This is a genomic window from Flavobacterium cerinum (assembly GCF_024496085.1).
Taxonomy (GTDB): domain Bacteria; phylum Bacteroidota; class Bacteroidia; order Flavobacteriales; family Flavobacteriaceae; genus Flavobacterium; species Flavobacterium cerinum_A.
Genome location: NZ_CP101751.1, coordinates 2,517,826 through 2,534,849, shown reverse-complemented (window position 1 = coordinate 2,534,849; position 17,024 = coordinate 2,517,826). Strand labels below are relative to the sequence as shown.

Genomic DNA, 17,024 nt, shown 5'->3' with positions numbered 1-17,024 from the left:
TATGGAAACAACCGGAGAAGATAATTTAGTAGAATATGGCTTTCGAAGAGTCATTATCACAATCACGGCGGTACTTTGTGCCTTGCTTGAGATTGTTGATACTACTATCGTAAACGTAGCCCTAAACGACATGAGAGGTAGTTTAGGGGCTACTCTTACCGATGTTGCCTGGGTGATCACGGCTTATGCGATTGCCAATGTAATCGTAATTCCGATGACCAGCTGGTTATCGCAACAATTCGGACGAAGAAACTACTTTGCCGCTTCCATTATTATCTTTACCGTTTCCTCTTTTCTTTGCGGTAACGCAACCAATATATGGGAATTGGTAGCTTTCCGTTTTATTCAGGGTATGGGTGGTGGTGCCCTTCTGGTTACCGCTCAAACGATTATTACGGAGAGTTATCCCGTTGCTAAACGAGGAATGGCACAGGCAATTTATGGAATGGGAGTTATTGTAGGACCAACTTTAGGACCGCCGTTAGGAGGTTATCTGGTTGATAATTTTTCATGGCCGTATATTTTCTATATCAATATTCCATTAGGAATTATTGCTACGATTTTGACGCTTTCTTTTGTAAAAAGTCCAAAATATGGTGAAAAATTAAAAGCGAATCAGGTTGACTGGTGGGGAATTATATTATTAGCTTCCTTTATCGGTTCTTTACAATTCGTACTGGAACACGGGCAACAGGATGACTGGTTTGCAGACCCGCTGATTGTTACCTTAAGTGTGGTTTCGGTTTTCGGATTAATACTGTTTATCTGGCGCCAATTAACTTATAAATATCCTATTGTAAATCTTAGAGTATTACAGGATCGGAATTTGCGTGTCGGAACCATTATGTGTTTTATTTTAGGTTTCGGATTATACGGTTCAACGTTTATTATCCCGATCTATACACAATCTATTTTAGGATGGACGGCTACTGATGCCGGTTTATTATTAATTCCGAGTTCGATTATGACCGGGTTTATGATGCCGATTATCGGTCGACTAATACAGAAAGGGGTTCCGCAATCCTATATGGTGGCTACCGGATTCCTGCTATTCTTTATTTTTACGTTCTGGATGCATAATGTAATTACACCGGATACCGGAACGGAACATATGTTCTGGCCGTTAATCTTAAGAGGTGTCGGATTAGGTTTATTATTCGTACCGATTACGACTTTAGCCTTATCAACCTTAAAAGGTAAAAATATTGGTGAAGGTGCTGCTTTTACCGGAATGATGCGTCAATTAGGAGGTTCATTCGGTATTGCGATCATTACAACTTTTATTGCTCGTTTTACACAAGGACACCGTGTAGATCTGATCGCTAATTTAGACGGTTCTAAATTTGAGGTACAACAACGAATCCAACAGATGCAAATGGCCTTTATTTCGAAAGGTTTTAGTAGCAGTGAAGCCTTGGATAAAGCGCATAAAGCAATTGAAATGTCGGTTATGAAGCAAAGTACTGTTCTATCATATATGGATGTTTTTATGTATCTGGGTATTCTGTTTCTGATCTGTGTACCGTTTGTGTTATTGATCAAAAAAGGCTCCGGCGGTAAAGTAGACATGTCAAATGTTCACTAATTTTTAATAGGATTACTTAATTTGTTATAAGAGACTCCGGAAATTGATTCCGGAGTTTTTTTATATTATCGTTCCGTTATAAAAATGTTTAGTGCTTTTAATTCCGGTAAAAAAAACGTACTTTTACAGTACATCAACTATTTGATTTTAAAATAGTTATTAACCTAAAAAGCATTATCATGGGAATATTCAACAACTCCGAAAAAAAGATCATTGAGGAATTTAGCCGGAAAAGTGAAGACCGTTGCAATGATATCGAAAAAGAAATTAACGAACTTCTGGAGGATCTGAAATCCGAATATGAAGAGAACCGAAGCGTATTATATGAGTTTAAAGATTACATCAACGAACTAAGTCTCAAATTGAATACGGAAGAAGTGGACAAGCTTATGGATTTCACATTACGTCTCGGACGGATAAAACGATGCGCTAAAAAAGGAGTTGAAGCCCTGAGAGAACTTTCCAGAGATCAGAAAAAAATGACCCGTGAGACTTTGCGGGACTATGAAGAATATTTTTACATGCACTAAAATAAAAAATCCGCTAAGTGCGGATTTTTTATTTTTTACAATCCACTTTAGTCAGTGGCATATCGGAATTAAAAACGAGTTTATCCGGGCTTTTAAATTTCACCGTACTATCTTGTTCCGTTACTTCTCCGTAACCTTCAATTAAAGTATTGTCTTTTACCTGAAAAGCTACTTCTCTCCTGCTTTTTGTACCTTCTGAAGTGAATGTGTACATCGCAATCAGCACATCATTTTTAATTGTGCCTTCAAAAGTTCCGGTATTAGAATCTTTTTCACTGTATGCATACTCCAGATTACCGGTAACTTTATCTGCTTCTTTTTTAAGATGCATGTAAATTGTATTTCCGTCATTCCGATACGCATAGCATTCCTCTTGAACGGTAGGCACCATAGCAATTTCGCTATCGTTTATTTTCTCTTTATCTGCATTTTTTTTACATCCGGTAATCAATATAAAAAGTGCAAAAACAAATCCTATTTTTCTCATAGCTCCACTTCTTTTATAGTCTTTAGTTTTTCTTTTTAAATCGCATTGCTACGATGTCATCCATTAGTAATACCAGTTTTCCGTCGGGTGTTACATCATATTTATTCACTTTTTGCATCATCTCCAAAAAGCGTTTTTCACCTTCACCTTCACAGAAACGCATTGTCATCGCTTTCGGCGCTTCTATCGTAATACTATTCGGTTCTTTCGTTGTATACTTTGTTGAAAACGGATTACAACTACTATTCCCGTTAGCTTCCCCGGTTTTAGTAAAGGTTAGCTGTGGTTTCTGGTTCGGATAAAGTCCTTCAAAAGCAATTCTGACTCCGGTGATATACTCCAGTTCCCAACCGGTTCCGATCATGGCATCATAGGCTACTGTTTTTTTAGTACAGTTACAACCTGCCAACACTCCCATGAGAGTTACTGCAAAAATCAAGGCTATTTTTTTCATAAATACAGCATTTAGGTTGCTTAAATTTACGAAAATTCTGTTTAAAACAACTTTAAATACTTTATTTATAATGATTTGAATTAACGCGTAAACACCAATGTGTTGCCTTTACTTAGGTTTGCATCATACTGATATCCTTCGTAATTAAACCCTTTTAAATCTTCTATTGTTTGGGCATCGGTATCAATAATATAACGCACCATCATCCCTCTTGCTTTTTTAGCAAAAAAACTGATCATTTTTAATTTACCGTCTTTGTAATCTTTAAATTCCGGTGTAATTACAGGAACCTTTAACGCTTTTTTATCAACGGCAGAGAAATATTCATTACTGGCCAGATTAATAAACAATTCGTCTTTTTTTAGTTCGCCGTTTAATGCTTTGGTAATTTTCGGTTTCCAATATTCATATAAATCTTTACTCTTCCCTATCGGTAATTTTGTTCCCATTTCCAGACGGTACGGTTGTATCAGATCCAAAGGTTTTAAAAGCCCGTATAAACCGGAAAGAATTCGCAATTTCTCTTCCAATACCGCTAATTTTTCTACAGGTAATGTATAGGCATCTAATCCGGTATATACATCTCCGTTAAAAGCATAAACCGCAGGACGGGCATTTTCCGGCGTAAACGGTGTCGCCCACTCTTGATTTCGTTGCCAGTTCAAATCAGCTAATTTTTCCGATATATCCATTAACTCTGAAAGTTGTTTGGGTTTCTTCTTTTTCAATACCCGATGAACCGTATTGGCTTCCTTTAAAAAGGAAGAATCCGTGTACAAAGTGGTTGGCAACTGACTTTCAAAATCAAGTGATTTCGCAGGAGATATTACTATTTTCATGGCATTTTAATTAAGAAAACCAAAAATACGAATTCCGAATTTAAAAAAGGACACCGTAAAATGGATAGTTTCGATTTCGGTATTGGTATTCTTTATATATAGCACAGTATCCATCCTTTATTATCCCGTTTTTCGCTCCAGCATCATATCGTCCCATTGGTACCGATTCGAAAAGGGATGGCAACAACGAGCCAGTACAACCGGGATTAATAAGAACGGAACTTCCCAAAATGCTGCTGCAACTTCCCCCATCTTTAACATAAATAGAATCAAAACAGCCATTTTAAAAACGGTAAGCAAATTTCCGGTTATATAAGTAAACGGAAACAATATAAAAACAGCACAACAAACCGACAACACTCCCATAAAAACAGTATGCTCTCCCAATTCAGTTCCATAAAATGACTGTGTCGGATTTTCCAACATCCGGTATCCGTCCCATACATTTTGGGCAACAACCAACATAATCAGTAGTATGTTTACTATTTTAAATGCTTTTGGTTTCATCTCTATATCTTTAGGCGTTTTTTCACGCTACAAAATTGATCGAAAACCAAAAGTAAAACCGTATTAAAAAGTTATAAAAACAACATAATAAGCCAAAAAACAATATTAAAATAACAAAAATTAAGTAAAACCAGATAAACTACAAAAATCATCATCCGGGTTCTTCTCTCTAAATGCTCTGTATTGCTTTGAAAAATAATCCGCCCGGTCATATCCCAGTTCCCGGGCAATTTGATGTACCGATTGGTATTCACCGCTTAACAGGAGTTGTTCCGCCAATAGCATTTTTTTACGGATAAAGAACTTCTTAGGTGAATCCTGATACATACTTTTAAATAAAAGCTTATATTTTGAAACCGACATTCCCGCCATTTCAGATACTACCTCAACTCCCGGAAAATCATCATACAAATGCTTTAACAAATACTCTTTTGTAAGATCAAGCGCCGTCGCCTCTTTACCCGATACAAGCCGGGTTTTCTTTGTGTTGGAATAACGGTCCATAAACTTAGCTAACAATTTAAATGCTACTCCTCTGAGATATAAATCATAAGCCGGATCTGTAAAGGCTTTATTTTTGATCCGATGCATAATAATCTGACTTTTACTATCGATCGTATCATAAAAGTATACTGCTTTCTTTTTCGATTTTCCGGTTACCGGTAATACAAAATCGAGCAACTTCTTTGCTACAATCAGACGAATTGCAAAAACACGTTCGTTTACTACAGGTTCAAAAATACTATCTGTACTATTGTCCATTACTCCTAATCCGATTCCGGTTTTATATGCTAACTTTTGTTGCTGACCTTCAACCCGTATTACATTCATTTCATCACTAAAATCATAATGAATAATATAAAATTCTTCATCTGTTCCTTTGCGGTTAATTCGTACCGGCTGATTAAAAACAAGATCCAATACAATTACCGAGATACCCGGTGCAACTTCCAGAAAATAGCTTCCCCCCGTTCCGAGACTTGTCGGTTGCACCAACCATTTATCCGCTATTAATGCTGCACCGATAGCCGCTGTAATCGTATGCTGCCAATGCGGTTTAAGCGAATAAATATGTGTGATTTCTTTCATCAATAAAGCTGTTTAATAAATGCTTTCGGCGACAGTCCAAAAAAGTTTCGGAATTTCAATATAAAATAAGAACTGTTTGTAAAATGTAATTTTCGGGCAATTTCATCTACTGGTAGTTCATTTTGTTGCAATAATAATCGTGCCTTTACTAGTTTATTATTCAAAAAGAACGTATTCGGTGGTATTCCTGTTATCTTTTTAAAAAGACTTTTATACTTTGCCGGAGACATACAGGCCATCGCAGCCAGAAAATCAATTCCGGGAAATGTTTCTTCGAGATGATTAACCAAATACGATTGTGATTTTACGATACCGTTAAGATCTCTTTCCCCTACCTTCCCGATCACAATATCATCTATTGTCATTTTTTCAATATAATCGGCCAATAAACTCTGAATCGTTCCCTGGAGATAATAATCAAAAGAGGTGGTTCCTATTGTTTGCGTTCTAAGATCATTTAGAAGATGAAAACTTTCGTGCGGCATACGGGTAAAGCGGATAACCGTATTGGTTTCAGCATCCATAATACTATCCACATGAGCCTGAAGCGAAGGATTATCGCGCATATACTCTTTTATAAGTTCCTTTTTAATAAAGATACAAAGCACATAAGTCCGGCTTCCGGGTTTTACAATATAATCGGTACTTAACGCTGCGTCGACAATAGCCAGATTATAATCCCATCTTCCAACGGGATTTGCGGTATTATCGGCTAGCAAAACGGCTTCACCTTCTGTCAGATTGTAATAAATACCTAAAAAATCATTCGTAAGATTTTGCTGTCTGAAATGGATTTCGGTATTGTAAACCACATCGATGTACAACGCTGTAATTCCCGAATTGCAATTTAAAAAGTAACGGATTCCGGAATGAATATGATCCGGTACCCTGATAAAATTACCATCGACCTCCCCTTCCAATTGTAAAGCCAGCGGTGTTACCCAATCCGGTTCAATTCCGTAATGATGTGTAATTTTTTTCACTCCTTTATCCTTTTAATAAAGACATTAAGTTATAAAAAAAACAAAGAAATTAAAAATGAAGCTGCTTACAATAGTAATCGAAAATTTAGTTTCCTAAGATTCTTTTCCAAAGCTGTTGTAATAACAATCTTCCGTCCTGCCTTGTTTTCGGAACTTCAGCAGCACGAAATCCGTCTTCAGTATGGATCAAGAGATAACTAAACGCAAATTGCGGATTATCCCCATCTGTCCTCAATAGTCCGAAACGTAAATCATTAAAATAAAGTTTTCCGTCCTTTTCCATAACCGTATATTGTCCTTCAGAAAGTGCAATCAGACGCTTAATAGTTGTATCACGGGTAAAACCGTTTAGTAATTCGTGATTTTTCGGATAGCGTTTAAAAACAATCGGATGTGTATCTAAAAAAGAGTACTCTCCGATCCAATAAGCCTCTTTTGTTTCTGCAGTGGCAGTCCATAAAATGATATTGAAAGGTGACGGTTTTGTTTCCAGTTGCAATATTTCCATCCCCGATTGCTCTACTGCTTGTTGGAACTTATAGTATGTTATTCCCTTAATCAATAAAGTCAACATCAGGTAAGTCGTACTTATTTTTAATCCCAGATTGTTCCATTCGGTACGACTATAATCGGTCCGATTCTTTCGCATTGCTTTGATCAAACAAAATAAAAAAGGAATCGTATATAACGGATCAATTACAAAAATGGAACGAAAAGCCAATTTATACGGTGCAGGCCATAACAATTGTGTTCCCCAGGTTGTAAAAGCATCGAGCAACGCATGTGTAAACAAAGCCCAGAATACCAAACCGGCACCATTCATAATTGATACTTTACTTTCTTTTTCCCGTCGGGCAATGAACCAACCGAGCAAAGGCGATAGCAAAATAAAAAATACGATCGAATGGCTAAATCCACGATGTATCTCAACGGCAGTAAGCGGATCCAAAAATTGACCAACTACAACATCCAGGTCCGGAATTGTCCCTGCAATGGCTCCGTAAAGCATCGCGCGATTTCCTATTTTGCGGCCGAGAATCTTTTCTCCAACTGCGGCACCCAGTACAATCTGTGTCAGTGAATCCATGGCGTAAAGATACGGTTAATGCTATTTTTTAACAAACAACAATGGTTTACTTCTTTAACCACTTCTTTTTTATAACTTTATGAAACATCTTAAATACGGCTTTATGAAAAAAACAATATTCCTTTCCATTTTTATATTCGCAATTATGCTAATGTCCTGTAATAAAACTGATTCTAAAGTTGCCGAAAATACCGCTACTTATTTTCAAAATACAGAAACCGGTATTCAAACCGGCGGTGTTAAAATGATTCCGATTGAAACACCCAAAGGAAAATTTAACATCTGGACCAAGCGTATCGGTAATAATCCGAAGATAAAAGTCTTATTGCTTAACGGCGGACCGGGAGCTACGCACGAGTATTTCGAATGTTTTGAGAGTTTTTTACCAGCAGAAGGTATCGAATTTATCTACTACGATCAATTGGGATGTGGAAATTCCAGTGCCACTCAGGATATTAGTCTTTGGGATTTACCTCGTTTTGTGGAAGAAGTCGAACAAGTTCGTCAAGCCTTGCATCTTGACAAAGACAATCTATATGTATTGGGCCATTCCTGGGGTGGAATTTTGGCAATGGAATATGCAATGAAATACCAACAACATATAAAAGGTTTGATTATTTCGAATATGATGGCCAGCGCACCGGAATACGATCGTTATGCTGAGGAAGTGTTATCAAAAGATATGGACCCGACGGTTTTAAAAGAAATCCGATCGCTTGAAGCTAAAGGCGATTTTAACAATCCTCGTTATATGGAACTCTTATTGCCTAATTTTTATGCTAAGCATGTTTGCCGTTTACCGATAGATCAATGGCCGGAACCGATGAACCGTTCATTTTCAAAAATCAACCAATCCTTATATGTAACGATGCAAGGTCCGAGTGAATTCGGAATCTCCGGGAAACTCGAAAAATGGGATCGTAAAAACGATTTAAAAAACATCACGGTACCGACGTTGGTAATCGGAGCCCGATATGACACTATGGATCCTAAACATATGGAAGCGATGTCGAAATTATTACCTAACGGTCAGTATCTTTTTTGTCCGAACGGATCGCATATGAGTATGTATGACGATCAGGATATTTACTTTAAAGGTCTGATTGCTTTTTTAAAGAAGTAGTAAACACATTATAATCAGATTATTTTATTTGTTTCAACATTATCTTATTAACTTATTTTGACACTTTATTTTAAATGCCTATGAATTCCCAAAATACATTGGATTATCCCAACAACAATACCATTTTTATGGTTTGGAATTTTAACACCGATCGTAATTATACAGACGCTTTTAAACGTCTTTGTAACTTAATCAGTAATCTTAACAATTCTGCTGCTACCCGTTTTCCGAATGCCAAAGCCAGTGTTGTTCTCGGAATCGGTTATGAAGCCTGGCATTTACTCGATTTGCCGCAACCTTTGCCTAAAGAATTTGTCTCTTTCCAACCTATTACCGGAAACAAACATCAGGCAGTTGCTACCAGAGGTGATTTACATTTGCATATTCGTTCGGATGCTTATAGCTTTTGTATTGATACCGCTTCAGCGATTACTGATGTTTTAACCGATGTGGCTGAATGTATTGATGAAACACACGGATTTCGTTATTGGGACAGCCGAAGTATTTTAGGTTTTGTTGACGGCACCGAAAATCCTCAAGGAGACGAACGTCCCTTTTTTGGAATTATCGGTGGTGAAGATCCCGATTATCAAGGCGGAAGCTATCTTTTTGTACAAAAATACATCCATGATATAAAAGCTTGGAAAGCCTTACCGGTAAACGAACAGGAAAAAGTAATCGGTCGTAGTAAAACAGATGATATCGAGATGTCAGATGATATAAAACCCGCTAACTCGCATTCGGCTTTAGCCAATCTAGGTGATAGTCTTAAGATCGTCCGCGATAATATGCCGTTCGGCACAATGGGAACCAATGAAATGGGAACTTATTTTATAGCGTATGCCAGTTCATTTCAGACCGTTACCAAAATGCTTACGAATATGTTTATCGGTTCGCCGGAAGGAAATTACGATCGAATACTGGACTTTAGCACACCAAAAACGGGAACTTTATTTTTTGTCCCGACTTTTGATATGTTGGATAGTTTTAGTGAATAAAAAAATACCTGACAGATTTTAAATTTCTGTCAGGTATTTCATTTTTTACTTACCGTCTACATAATCCTGAAGATAACTAAAGCGTTCTGTCAGTTTTCCGTTTTCAGTTATTTTTGCACGGTGTAAGATACCGTCTTTGTCGTTATTATAGAATGCCGGGATAACGTGTTCCAGAAACATTTCTCCGAAACCTTCACTGGCATCTTTAGGAAGTTCACAAGGCAGATTATCAACAGCCATAACCACGATTGCTCCCGGATGGTTGACATCTACTTCTTTATCCTCACTCGGATAATATCCGTAAAGCGGTTCTGCGATTGTTGAAGCTCTTAGCGTACAAGCGATCGGCCCTTCTACGTCACAAGAGATATCAGCTACAATTTTGATTTTATTGTCCGGTGCATTCAGCATATCTCGCGTTAAAATCACCGGAGCGCCGTTACCGTAGAAATGTCCGGCCATAAAGATATCCGATACTTTTGTAAAGCGTTCAAAATCGGATGTATAGTCCTGTGGATTGTGATAAAAGTCCTGATTATCCAGTTTTTGTCCGTCAATTCTTTTGTTATAATCCAATACATCAATCTGCGTATATACCGGAGTTGCAAAATTTTTGGTCAGATAATCTTCAATAGAAACCTGCTTGACTTTCATAGCATCCAGAATCTCTTTAGCACCCATACCCACTTTTCCATGACCGGTCAATACAATCTTGATCGGAGGCAAAACAGGTCGGCGTAAACGTTCAACCAATGCCGCTTTGTCGGCAAGTGTTTCCGCTTTAGGCAGATTAAAAAGATCAAATTTAATTCCGAAAGCTCTAAAACCGTTATAAGCGCCTACAATTCCGGCATAACGCCCAAAACCGATAAGTCGGTGGTTCGTTTCATTAACGATCGTTTCATGATCAATCAGTCTGATATTTTTTTCAAGGCAGGCAACCAGTAATTTTTTGTTATAGGGTTGTTTTTTGATGGTATGCGAAAAGAAAAAATATTTTTTATCCGGGATCAGGGCATCCACGGGTACTTCCTTAACACCTAATAAGACATCGCAATCGCTCATGTCGTCGGTTACTTCAAAGCCCAGGGCTTTGTATTCTTCATCTTTAAAGATCCGGATATCGGATGCTTCGACTTTAATTTCCGTCTGCGGGTAAAGTTCTTTTAGTTTAACGAGTTCTGAAGGTGAAAAAACCACGCGTCTGTCAGGCGGATTTTTTCGTTCCTTAATAAGTCCAATTTTCATTTTTATTGTAAGTAGCTTTGAGAAATTAACAGAAAAACAGTCAGAAAACTGTTATTAATGTAACTCTCGACGGGTTGTTTAGTTTGTTTTTAATAAATAGTTCCCAAATGTAACATTTAAAGAATAGTGTTGCAATTATTTTTAATTGAAAATTTAATCATTTATATTTGCGGTCTGGTTATTGCTGGTTAATAGTAATACCGACAGTCCGGGGCCGACTGGTTTTGACAGCGAGTGGAATTGGACAGTAAGCACGTCGAGCGCTGGGACACAGCTCGTAAATATCATGTTTCAAACTTATAAACGGCGAAAATAATTACGCTTTAGCTGCTTAATCCGAATTATAGTACGATTTGCCTAGTTCCGACAAGGTCGGAAAGCTAGATTCTCCTCAGAAGCCTTGGTTTATGGCGGCTGGTTTAGGGGAACCGTAAAAGTAAACCTAGGAACGGTAATGCTTTAAATCCGTTCTGACACTGATAAAGCTAAGCAAAAAGTGGCGGTTTCCGGCCTTGCTTTTTGTCGAAAATTTAATCGGAAACTAAACGTGTAGAAAGCTCTTCGATTGCTTGTTTGGACGAGAGTTCGATTCTCTCCGGCTCCACAGAATGACCAAAAGATCAATAATTTTTTCATTGATTTTTCGCAAAAAACTTCTAAAACCCGCACAAAGCCTACGATTATTGCAATTGTAGGCTTTGTCGTTTTGGGTTAGCAACTACCAAATTTTTCAGAAATGCTCAAAATTTTTGTGGCACATTTGTGGCACAAGCATGAAATTTAAAAGTGTGCCACAAAACACTAGTTAACTAATTGAATTACAACTAGTTAATCATATTTACATCTTGACTAAAAAGCGATATAGTCCGAAATTTATTAACCTAAAAATTGAAGATTATGTTGGAGAGCAGCTACGGGATGACCTTCTTTCTGAAGACCCCAAGAAAACCGAATGACATTAGAATGATCTATGTACGAATTACTGTGGATGGTAACCCAAAAGAAACCTCAATCAATGAAAAGTGGGATATTAAGAGGTGGAACCAGAAAATCGAAAGAGCTACTGGATCAAAAGAAGATGCAAAAATTCTTAATTCATACCTTGATTTGCTAACATCAAAGATAGTACAGCGTAAGACAGAGCTCTTGGGCGAAGGACGTGCAATAACAGCCGAAAAATTGATAGCATGTATCAACGGTGTAGAAAGTAAAAGAAATAAAGTTTTAGAAGAATTCGAAGAGCATAATATTGAAATTAAAGCAATGGCGGAAGTCGGCGAACTATCGAAGTCTACTGCTATAAGATATACGACCGCTCTAGGTCATGTTAGAGAATATATTGTACATCAATACAAAGTTGACGATGTCGACTTTATTGATTTGGACTATAAATTTATCAAAGATTACTATCTATATCTGAGAACAGTTCGATTATGCAATAACAATTCCGCTCTTAAATACATCACTAACTTTAAAAAAGTAATTTTTAGAGCTATTGATAAAGAATATATAAAACTAGATCCCTTCAGGCGGTTCAAGCAAAAGCGTACCAGGTCAAATAAGAAACCGATAACAACAGAACAACTTTGTATTCTCGAAAATCGAGTATTTTCTTCAGAGCGTTTAAGTATAATCAGGGATATCTTTGTTTTTCAGTGCTATACAGGACTCGCATATATTGATGTATTTCAGCTAAAAAGAACTGATATACAAAGGGGAATAGACGGTGAATGGTGGATCTTAATAAGTAGGCAAAAAACTAAGAAACCAATCAGAATTCCCTTACTACCAAAGGCAATAGAAATAATGAAAAAATATGAAAATGACCCACTTTGTATTAAGCGTGATTCTGTTCTTCCCGTAAGATCAAATCAGAAATCCAACGAATATTTAAAGGAAATTTCGAACTTATGCGTATTTACAATCGAATTGAATACCCATATGGCAAGAAGGACTTTTGCTACGACTGTTGCGCTTAAAAATGGCGTTCCCATTAATATTGTACAGGCAATGTTAGGACATTCATCGGTTACCCAAACGGAAGAATATGCATTAACCGAGGAAACGAGTATTGCCGATGCTATGAAGGATCTCAAACAAAAGTTAGAAGTTAAGCAACAAGTAGAAGAAAATGCTTATGAGATGCTAGAAAGATTGAAAAATGATCTGGCTGACATGGATGATAAGTTTAAAAATCCGAGCGTGAGCAAGGCCATCACTATGGAAGAAATTAAAGCCATCGAAACTCAAATGTCGATACTAAAAAATCGTTTGCTTGAAAAAACAGGATAACGACATCATAAAAAACCTCCTGCATATATTTGGCGAGGAGGTTTTTTTATGTCTACAGCTACTTTTTTTGATTTGTTCACAAGATTAATATGATGATTAATCTCAAAAATGTTATTAAGGTTTCGATATATAAGCTTAGATTGAAGATTGATAAGAGTCACTTCATTATTTCTAGTTCCTTAATCACTAGACACACTCATATTTCAGTCTTGATTATACACCTAACATTACACTTTTGATCTTTCTTCGCTACTGTTTATTACTTGTTCTCCTCGAAAATTTTTTTCATATCATCCTCAAGAAACTTGTAAACCCAATTTCTAAGAACACAGAATCCATCAAGTTTTGAAGTATTAATTTTGTCTATAGTTTTTACTGGATATTGGGCGAAACTTCTAATCTTTAAAATCATATCTAAAGAGAATGACCTTAGGAGTTGAATTTCCTCGGTAATAAATGCTTCATCCGACTTATTTTTATTCTTAATTGTTATTTTAAATTCACCACTACGAGAAGCCCGATATCCAAACAATCCCCATTTAAGTATATCAGAATCTTCCATATAGAAAATATATTCATGAGGCATACTAGAATAAAAAACAAATTTATCTTTATAAGTTGGGAAACAATATTCGACAAATTCGCTATAACATTTCTCAAACTTCTCAAAAAACTCAGTTAAATACAAAATGGCCTGACTTTCACTAAATTGAAATTTTAATATTGCCCTAATGTCTTGGGGTTTATTTTTTTCGTAGAATGTTTTAGCTTCAAACAGAGATTTGTCTGGTAACGGTAAGTAATGCTGCTTAATCTCGCTAATTCCATTACTTAATAATATATCTATAATCTTGCCGAGTTCCGTAAATGGCGGCGCGTCTCCTGTCATTTCATATTCTGGAATATTGTTTTCTTTCAATGCCTTATCAATTAACTCATCTTTAAGCCCTTTTTCTATTGATTCATATCTGTATAATTCGGCTACTTTAAATTTATTTACTCTTTGTTTTAGGTCTTTCAGATCTATAGGATAAATACTTTTAAATCTTGGTAGGAAAAAATCTTCAATATTGAATTTATAGCCTAGCTTTTCAGGGTAATAATAAAGAATCAAACAAACTTCCTCTACAAGAAGAAATTCAGAATTATAGGCACTAAATTTTCCCTTTTTAAGTATCTCAGCCAATTGTTTAAAGATATTTCTTTTCACAACTAAATATTGATCATTCGTAAATAGTGACATTTGACTAGAGTAAATAATATTTATTCCTCTTTGCCAAAGCAGATCACTTTCAGTACCAAAAAAATCATTTATTTTCTCACACACAACCTTACTTTTGGTTCCCTCCTCCAAGGGAAAAAGTCCATAACCACTTCCTTTTATTAGGTCATCTGGTAATAATATTCCAATATCGCCATCAGTGTTGGGATCAAATTTATTTTTAAACTTCTTGAAATTATTTTCCAGATACGAGTCATAATTGATTACATAGCTAAGCGCTTTATCTTTCTTGAATCTAACCAAAGTCTGCAGATGGGAAGATCTAGCATTTTCAATATAAAAGTCAAGTGCACTTCTACCTATATGATTACGATAAAAGTCACATAATATATCATAAAAATCGTCATCACTTAACTTATCTAAACGATATGAATGGAAACAAATTACATAATCACGGATTTTAGAATAGTAGAATGAAACATTATAAGAATCATCAGTGTTAGATTTGATAAGTATGTTTCTAGTAAATAAATCTTCTGGGATGTTATCATCAATAGAAAAATTTAAGCGTTCGAGAAAATGATTAATATCTAATCCTTCATCTTTATACTCTTCCCAGTGACTATACGAATGGGTAAGCAAAACTTTCCCAATTTCAGCCAAGATTCTTGCACCGGATATATACCCCATATCCGTATCGTCTAAAGACTTTTTCAGATATTTTTTTATAAGTCCCTGATCGGTTATTTTTTCTGGAACTTTCTTACCCATATAAACTTCGCTAAAGATTTTCAAAAAGAAACCGTTCCTTAGTTCTTTAGCTAGTATTTTTGAAATTTCTCCTTTAAAGCCGAAAACCTCTTGGTATAAAGGTATTACCTTCTCTAATTCTTCCTCCGAAAAATCTTCCAAAAGAAATCCTGGATTATTAGAGAGACTTTTTATGAGATTATGATTTTTACACAATTCTTCATGGAGATGGGTTGGCTTGTTCTTAATCTTCAATATTGTATCCCAAATATTTGATTTGCAACTAATAACAATCTTCACTTTATCAAGGTCTTTTGCCATTAGTGCAACTTCACTCAATTCAAGCGAAATATCAGGATTCGTATTTTCGTCTACCGCATCAATGAAAATTAGAATAGTTTTATCAGCAAACCTTCCAATTTCATCAAGCTTTTTAAGCACTATATCGGTTTCGCTTCTACTGGAAAAATTAATATTCAAATCCTGTGCAATACATTCAAGCGGTGAACGGATTATAGCTGCATTATAAAAAAAAACAAACATGTTTTCTATATTCTGAAGCGCTAATGAACATATTGCACTTGTTTTACCAACTCCCGCTGACCCAACCAAACCAAAAATAGACTGAGAAGATTGTAGAAATTCTTGAAATGCAGTATGTAATTCTTGACGTTGGATGTGAATTTCTTTCACAAATTTAGAATATGGACTGTTTATATTTCCGATAATCTGCCCCATCCTATCGTAGACTTGCATTTGGCAAAAGGCTTTCAAATTCGTAGGAGATAAAGCCACAAAGTTCTTTAAGGCTTCATACCTTATTTTTAAATCCTCTTCCGTTGATAGTGTATAACCATTATTATAAAAAGATGATTGTCCCGTTATACTCCCTAACAATTCTTTTCTTGTGATTGAATCAAAAATCCTAGTTGTTACCCCATTTGTTATTATAGTAAATGGCGCTATATCGTCTAAAAGTAATCTCGCATAAGAAATACCTTGATCAATATCATCTTGAGTAATTTCAACCGAATCCCTTTTCAATTCAATTACAAAGAGATTTCTATTGTTTCGTTTACATAGAATATCGGATCTTCCTCGCATATACTTCTTCTTCCCCAGGCGTACAATAAATCCCATCTCTAGGGAAATTTCTGAAACATCAAATCCTAGATCATGAATGTAAGGCAATAATAACCTACCTCTAATATCTTCTTCGTTCATATATGTAAAATTTGAAAAATAATGCTTAATTCTAATTAAAGTTCATGTTCAAGGCTTATACTGAATAGTATGCGCGAACTTACAGGGAAAGCAAATATATAGAAAACTACACAACAGGTACATCAAATAATGCGGAAAAGAAAGGTATAGATTTATGTAGTACAAAAAAAGCTAATCATTGAGATTAGCTTTTTTCACTGTTAAAATAATTACCGCCAATAATTCCTTGGTTTTATCAACAACTCAACTTCACTTTTATATCCAGGATGATATGAAGGCCGATATGCAATATAGCCCATATCCTGAAGTTCCTTAAAGTATTTGTGGTAGGTTGGTATCGTAGCGATATGTGAAAAAGCCATTAGTCTTCTTCTGCTGACCTTTATTACCTTTTCCTGCTTTTGGAGGCAGGCAATTTGAAGAATCGCATTCATTAGCGCCTGATGCCAAACGTTCAGCTTGGCATCATTTTCAAAAAGGCGCATATAGTTTTTCAGCACTTTAAAAGTCATCCCCTATTTATTTAAAAAGGGATTTTAGATCCTCTTCGTTATAATAATAGGAACCTAATACCTTTTTGTGCCTGATTTTTCCTGATATGCGCAA

15 protein-coding genes and 1 other RNA gene are annotated in these 17,024 nt (G+C 36.0%); 6 read left to right on the top strand and 10 right to left on the bottom strand.

Annotated features, from left to right (window positions below; all coding sequences use genetic code 11):
• Position 1 precedes the first annotated feature (1 nt).
• Both NOX80_RS11335 and NOX80_RS11330 read left to right on the top strand, forming a co-directional pair.
• The gene (locus NOX80_RS11335; protein WP_256549897.1) at positions 2-1,585 is read left to right on the top strand and encodes an MDR family MFS transporter; all 1,584 of its coding nucleotides are present in this window, start codon (positions 2-4) and stop codon (positions 1,583-1,585) included.
• Between the two features lie 179 nt (positions 1,586-1,764).
• Positions 1,765-2,115: a hypothetical protein gene (locus NOX80_RS11330; protein WP_256549896.1), complete on the top strand. Its 351-nt coding sequence runs from the start codon at positions 1,765-1,767 to the stop codon at positions 2,113-2,115.
• A gap of 28 nt (positions 2,116-2,143) precedes the next feature.
• On the opposite strand, the gene NOX80_RS11325 is transcribed toward NOX80_RS11330, so the two are convergent.
• From NOX80_RS11325 to NOX80_RS11295, 7 genes are all read right to left on the bottom strand, one after another.
• Positions 2,144-2,602, bottom strand: coding sequence for a hypothetical protein (locus tag NOX80_RS11325; protein WP_256549895.1), 459 nt, complete (start codon positions 2,600-2,602; stop codon positions 2,144-2,146).
• A gap of 22 nt (positions 2,603-2,624) precedes the next feature.
• The gene (locus tag NOX80_RS11320) at positions 2,625-3,056 is read right to left on the bottom strand and encodes an META domain-containing protein (protein WP_256549894.1); all 432 of its coding nucleotides are present in this window, start codon (positions 3,054-3,056) and stop codon (positions 2,625-2,627) included.
• An 80-nt stretch (positions 3,057-3,136) separates the two neighbouring features.
• Entirely contained in the window at positions 3,137-3,895 is a 759-nt protein-coding gene (yaaA, locus tag NOX80_RS11315; RefSeq protein ID WP_256549893.1) for a peroxide stress protein YaaA, read from the bottom strand.
• A gap of 120 nt (positions 3,896-4,015) precedes the next feature.
• The gene (locus NOX80_RS11310; RefSeq protein WP_256549892.1) at positions 4,016-4,402 is read right to left on the bottom strand and encodes a hypothetical protein; all 387 of its coding nucleotides are present in this window, start codon (positions 4,400-4,402) and stop codon (positions 4,016-4,018) included.
• A 120-nt stretch (positions 4,403-4,522) separates the two neighbouring features.
• Positions 4,523-5,491: a helix-turn-helix domain-containing protein gene (locus NOX80_RS11305; RefSeq protein ID WP_256549891.1), complete on the bottom strand. Its 969-nt coding sequence runs from the start codon at positions 5,489-5,491 to the stop codon at positions 4,523-4,525.
• Positions 5,491-6,474 (bottom strand): helix-turn-helix transcriptional regulator, encoded by a 984-nt coding sequence (locus NOX80_RS11300; protein WP_256549890.1) that lies wholly within the window; start codon positions 6,472-6,474, stop codon positions 5,491-5,493. The genes NOX80_RS11305 and NOX80_RS11300 overlap by 1 nt, the downstream gene beginning before the upstream one ends.
• An 85-nt stretch (positions 6,475-6,559) precedes the next feature.
• Positions 6,560-7,561: a metal-dependent hydrolase gene (locus NOX80_RS11295; RefSeq protein WP_256549889.1), complete on the bottom strand. Its 1,002-nt coding sequence runs from the start codon at positions 7,559-7,561 to the stop codon at positions 6,560-6,562.
• 103 nt (positions 7,562-7,664) lie between these two features.
• Here NOX80_RS11295 and NOX80_RS11290 point away from each other — a divergent pair, with 103 nt between their 5' ends.
• Positions 7,665-8,684 carry a proline iminopeptidase-family hydrolase gene (locus tag NOX80_RS11290; RefSeq protein WP_256549888.1) on the top strand — a complete coding sequence of 340 codons (1,020 nt, stop codon included), beginning with the start codon at positions 7,665-7,667 and terminating at the stop codon, positions 8,682-8,684.
• An 80-nt stretch (positions 8,685-8,764) separates the two neighbouring features.
• Positions 8,765-9,682, top strand: a complete 918-nt coding sequence (locus NOX80_RS11285) for a Dyp-type peroxidase (RefSeq protein WP_256549887.1) — start codon at positions 8,765-8,767, stop codon at positions 9,680-9,682.
• A 45-nt stretch (positions 9,683-9,727) separates the two neighbouring features.
• Here NOX80_RS11285 and NOX80_RS11280 read toward each other — a convergent pair whose 3' ends face one another.
• Positions 9,728-10,930: an NAD(P)-dependent oxidoreductase gene (locus NOX80_RS11280; RefSeq protein WP_256549886.1), complete on the bottom strand. Its 1,203-nt coding sequence runs from the start codon at positions 10,928-10,930 to the stop codon at positions 9,728-9,730.
• A gap of 210 nt (positions 10,931-11,140) precedes the next feature.
• Between NOX80_RS11280 and ssrA the strand changes: the two genes are divergently transcribed.
• Positions 11,141-11,537: a transfer-messenger RNA gene (gene ssrA / locus NOX80_RS11275) on the top strand.
• 290 nt (positions 11,538-11,827) lie between these two features.
• Positions 11,828-13,222 (top strand): site-specific integrase, encoded by a 1,395-nt coding sequence (locus NOX80_RS11270; protein WP_256549884.1) that lies wholly within the window; start codon positions 11,828-11,830, stop codon positions 13,220-13,222.
• Positions 13,223-13,481: 259 nt separating this feature from the next.
• Here NOX80_RS11270 and NOX80_RS11265 read toward each other — a convergent pair whose 3' ends face one another.
• Positions 13,482-16,418, bottom strand: coding sequence for a type I restriction enzyme HsdR N-terminal domain-containing protein (locus NOX80_RS11265; protein ID WP_256549883.1), 2,937 nt, complete (start codon positions 16,416-16,418; stop codon positions 13,482-13,484).
• A gap of 209 nt (positions 16,419-16,627) precedes the next feature.
• Positions 16,628-16,930, bottom strand: a complete 303-nt coding sequence (locus NOX80_RS11260; protein WP_256549882.1) for a hypothetical protein — start codon at positions 16,928-16,930, stop codon at positions 16,628-16,630.
• Positions 16,931-17,024: the final 94 nt, after the last annotated feature.

Coding starts and splice junctions, on each gene's coding strand:
- NOX80_RS11295 (WP_256549889.1), bottom strand. CDS start 7,561: ATGGATTCACTGACACAGATTGTACTGGGTGCCGCAGTTGGAGAAAAG.
- NOX80_RS11330 (WP_256549896.1), top strand. CDS start 1,765: ATGGGAATATTCAACAACTCCGAAAAAAAGATCATTGAGGAATTTAGC.
- NOX80_RS11265 (WP_256549883.1), bottom strand. CDS start 16,418: ATGAACGAAGAAGATATTAGAGGTAGGTTATTATTGCCTTACATTCAT.
- NOX80_RS11285 (WP_256549887.1), top strand. CDS start 8,765: ATGAATTCCCAAAATACATTGGATTATCCCAACAACAATACCATTTTT.
- NOX80_RS11305 (WP_256549891.1), bottom strand. CDS start 5,491: ATGAAAGAAATCACACATATTTATTCGCTTAAACCGCATTGGCAGCAT.
- NOX80_RS11280 (WP_256549886.1), bottom strand. CDS start 10,930: ATGAAAATTGGACTTATTAAGGAACGAAAAAATCCGCCTGACAGACGC.
- NOX80_RS11325 (WP_256549895.1), bottom strand. CDS start 2,602: ATGAGAAAAATAGGATTTGTTTTTGCACTTTTTATATTGATTACCGGA.
- NOX80_RS11260 (WP_256549882.1), bottom strand. CDS start 16,930: ATGACTTTTAAAGTGCTGAAAAACTATATGCGCCTTTTTGAAAATGAT.
- NOX80_RS11290 (WP_256549888.1), top strand. CDS start 7,665: ATGAAAAAAACAATATTCCTTTCCATTTTTATATTCGCAATTATGCTA.
- NOX80_RS11310 (WP_256549892.1), bottom strand. CDS start 4,402: ATGAAACCAAAAGCATTTAAAATAGTAAACATACTACTGATTATGTTG.
- NOX80_RS11320 (WP_256549894.1), bottom strand. CDS start 3,056: ATGAAAAAAATAGCCTTGATTTTTGCAGTAACTCTCATGGGAGTGTTG.
- NOX80_RS11335 (WP_256549897.1), top strand. CDS start 2: ATGGAAACAACCGGAGAAGATAATTTAGTAGAATATGGCTTTCGAAGA.
- NOX80_RS11270 (WP_256549884.1), top strand. CDS start 11,828: ATGTTGGAGAGCAGCTACGGGATGACCTTCTTTCTGAAGACCCCAAGA.
- yaaA (WP_256549893.1), bottom strand. CDS start 3,895: ATGAAAATAGTAATATCTCCTGCGAAATCACTTGATTTTGAAAGTCAG.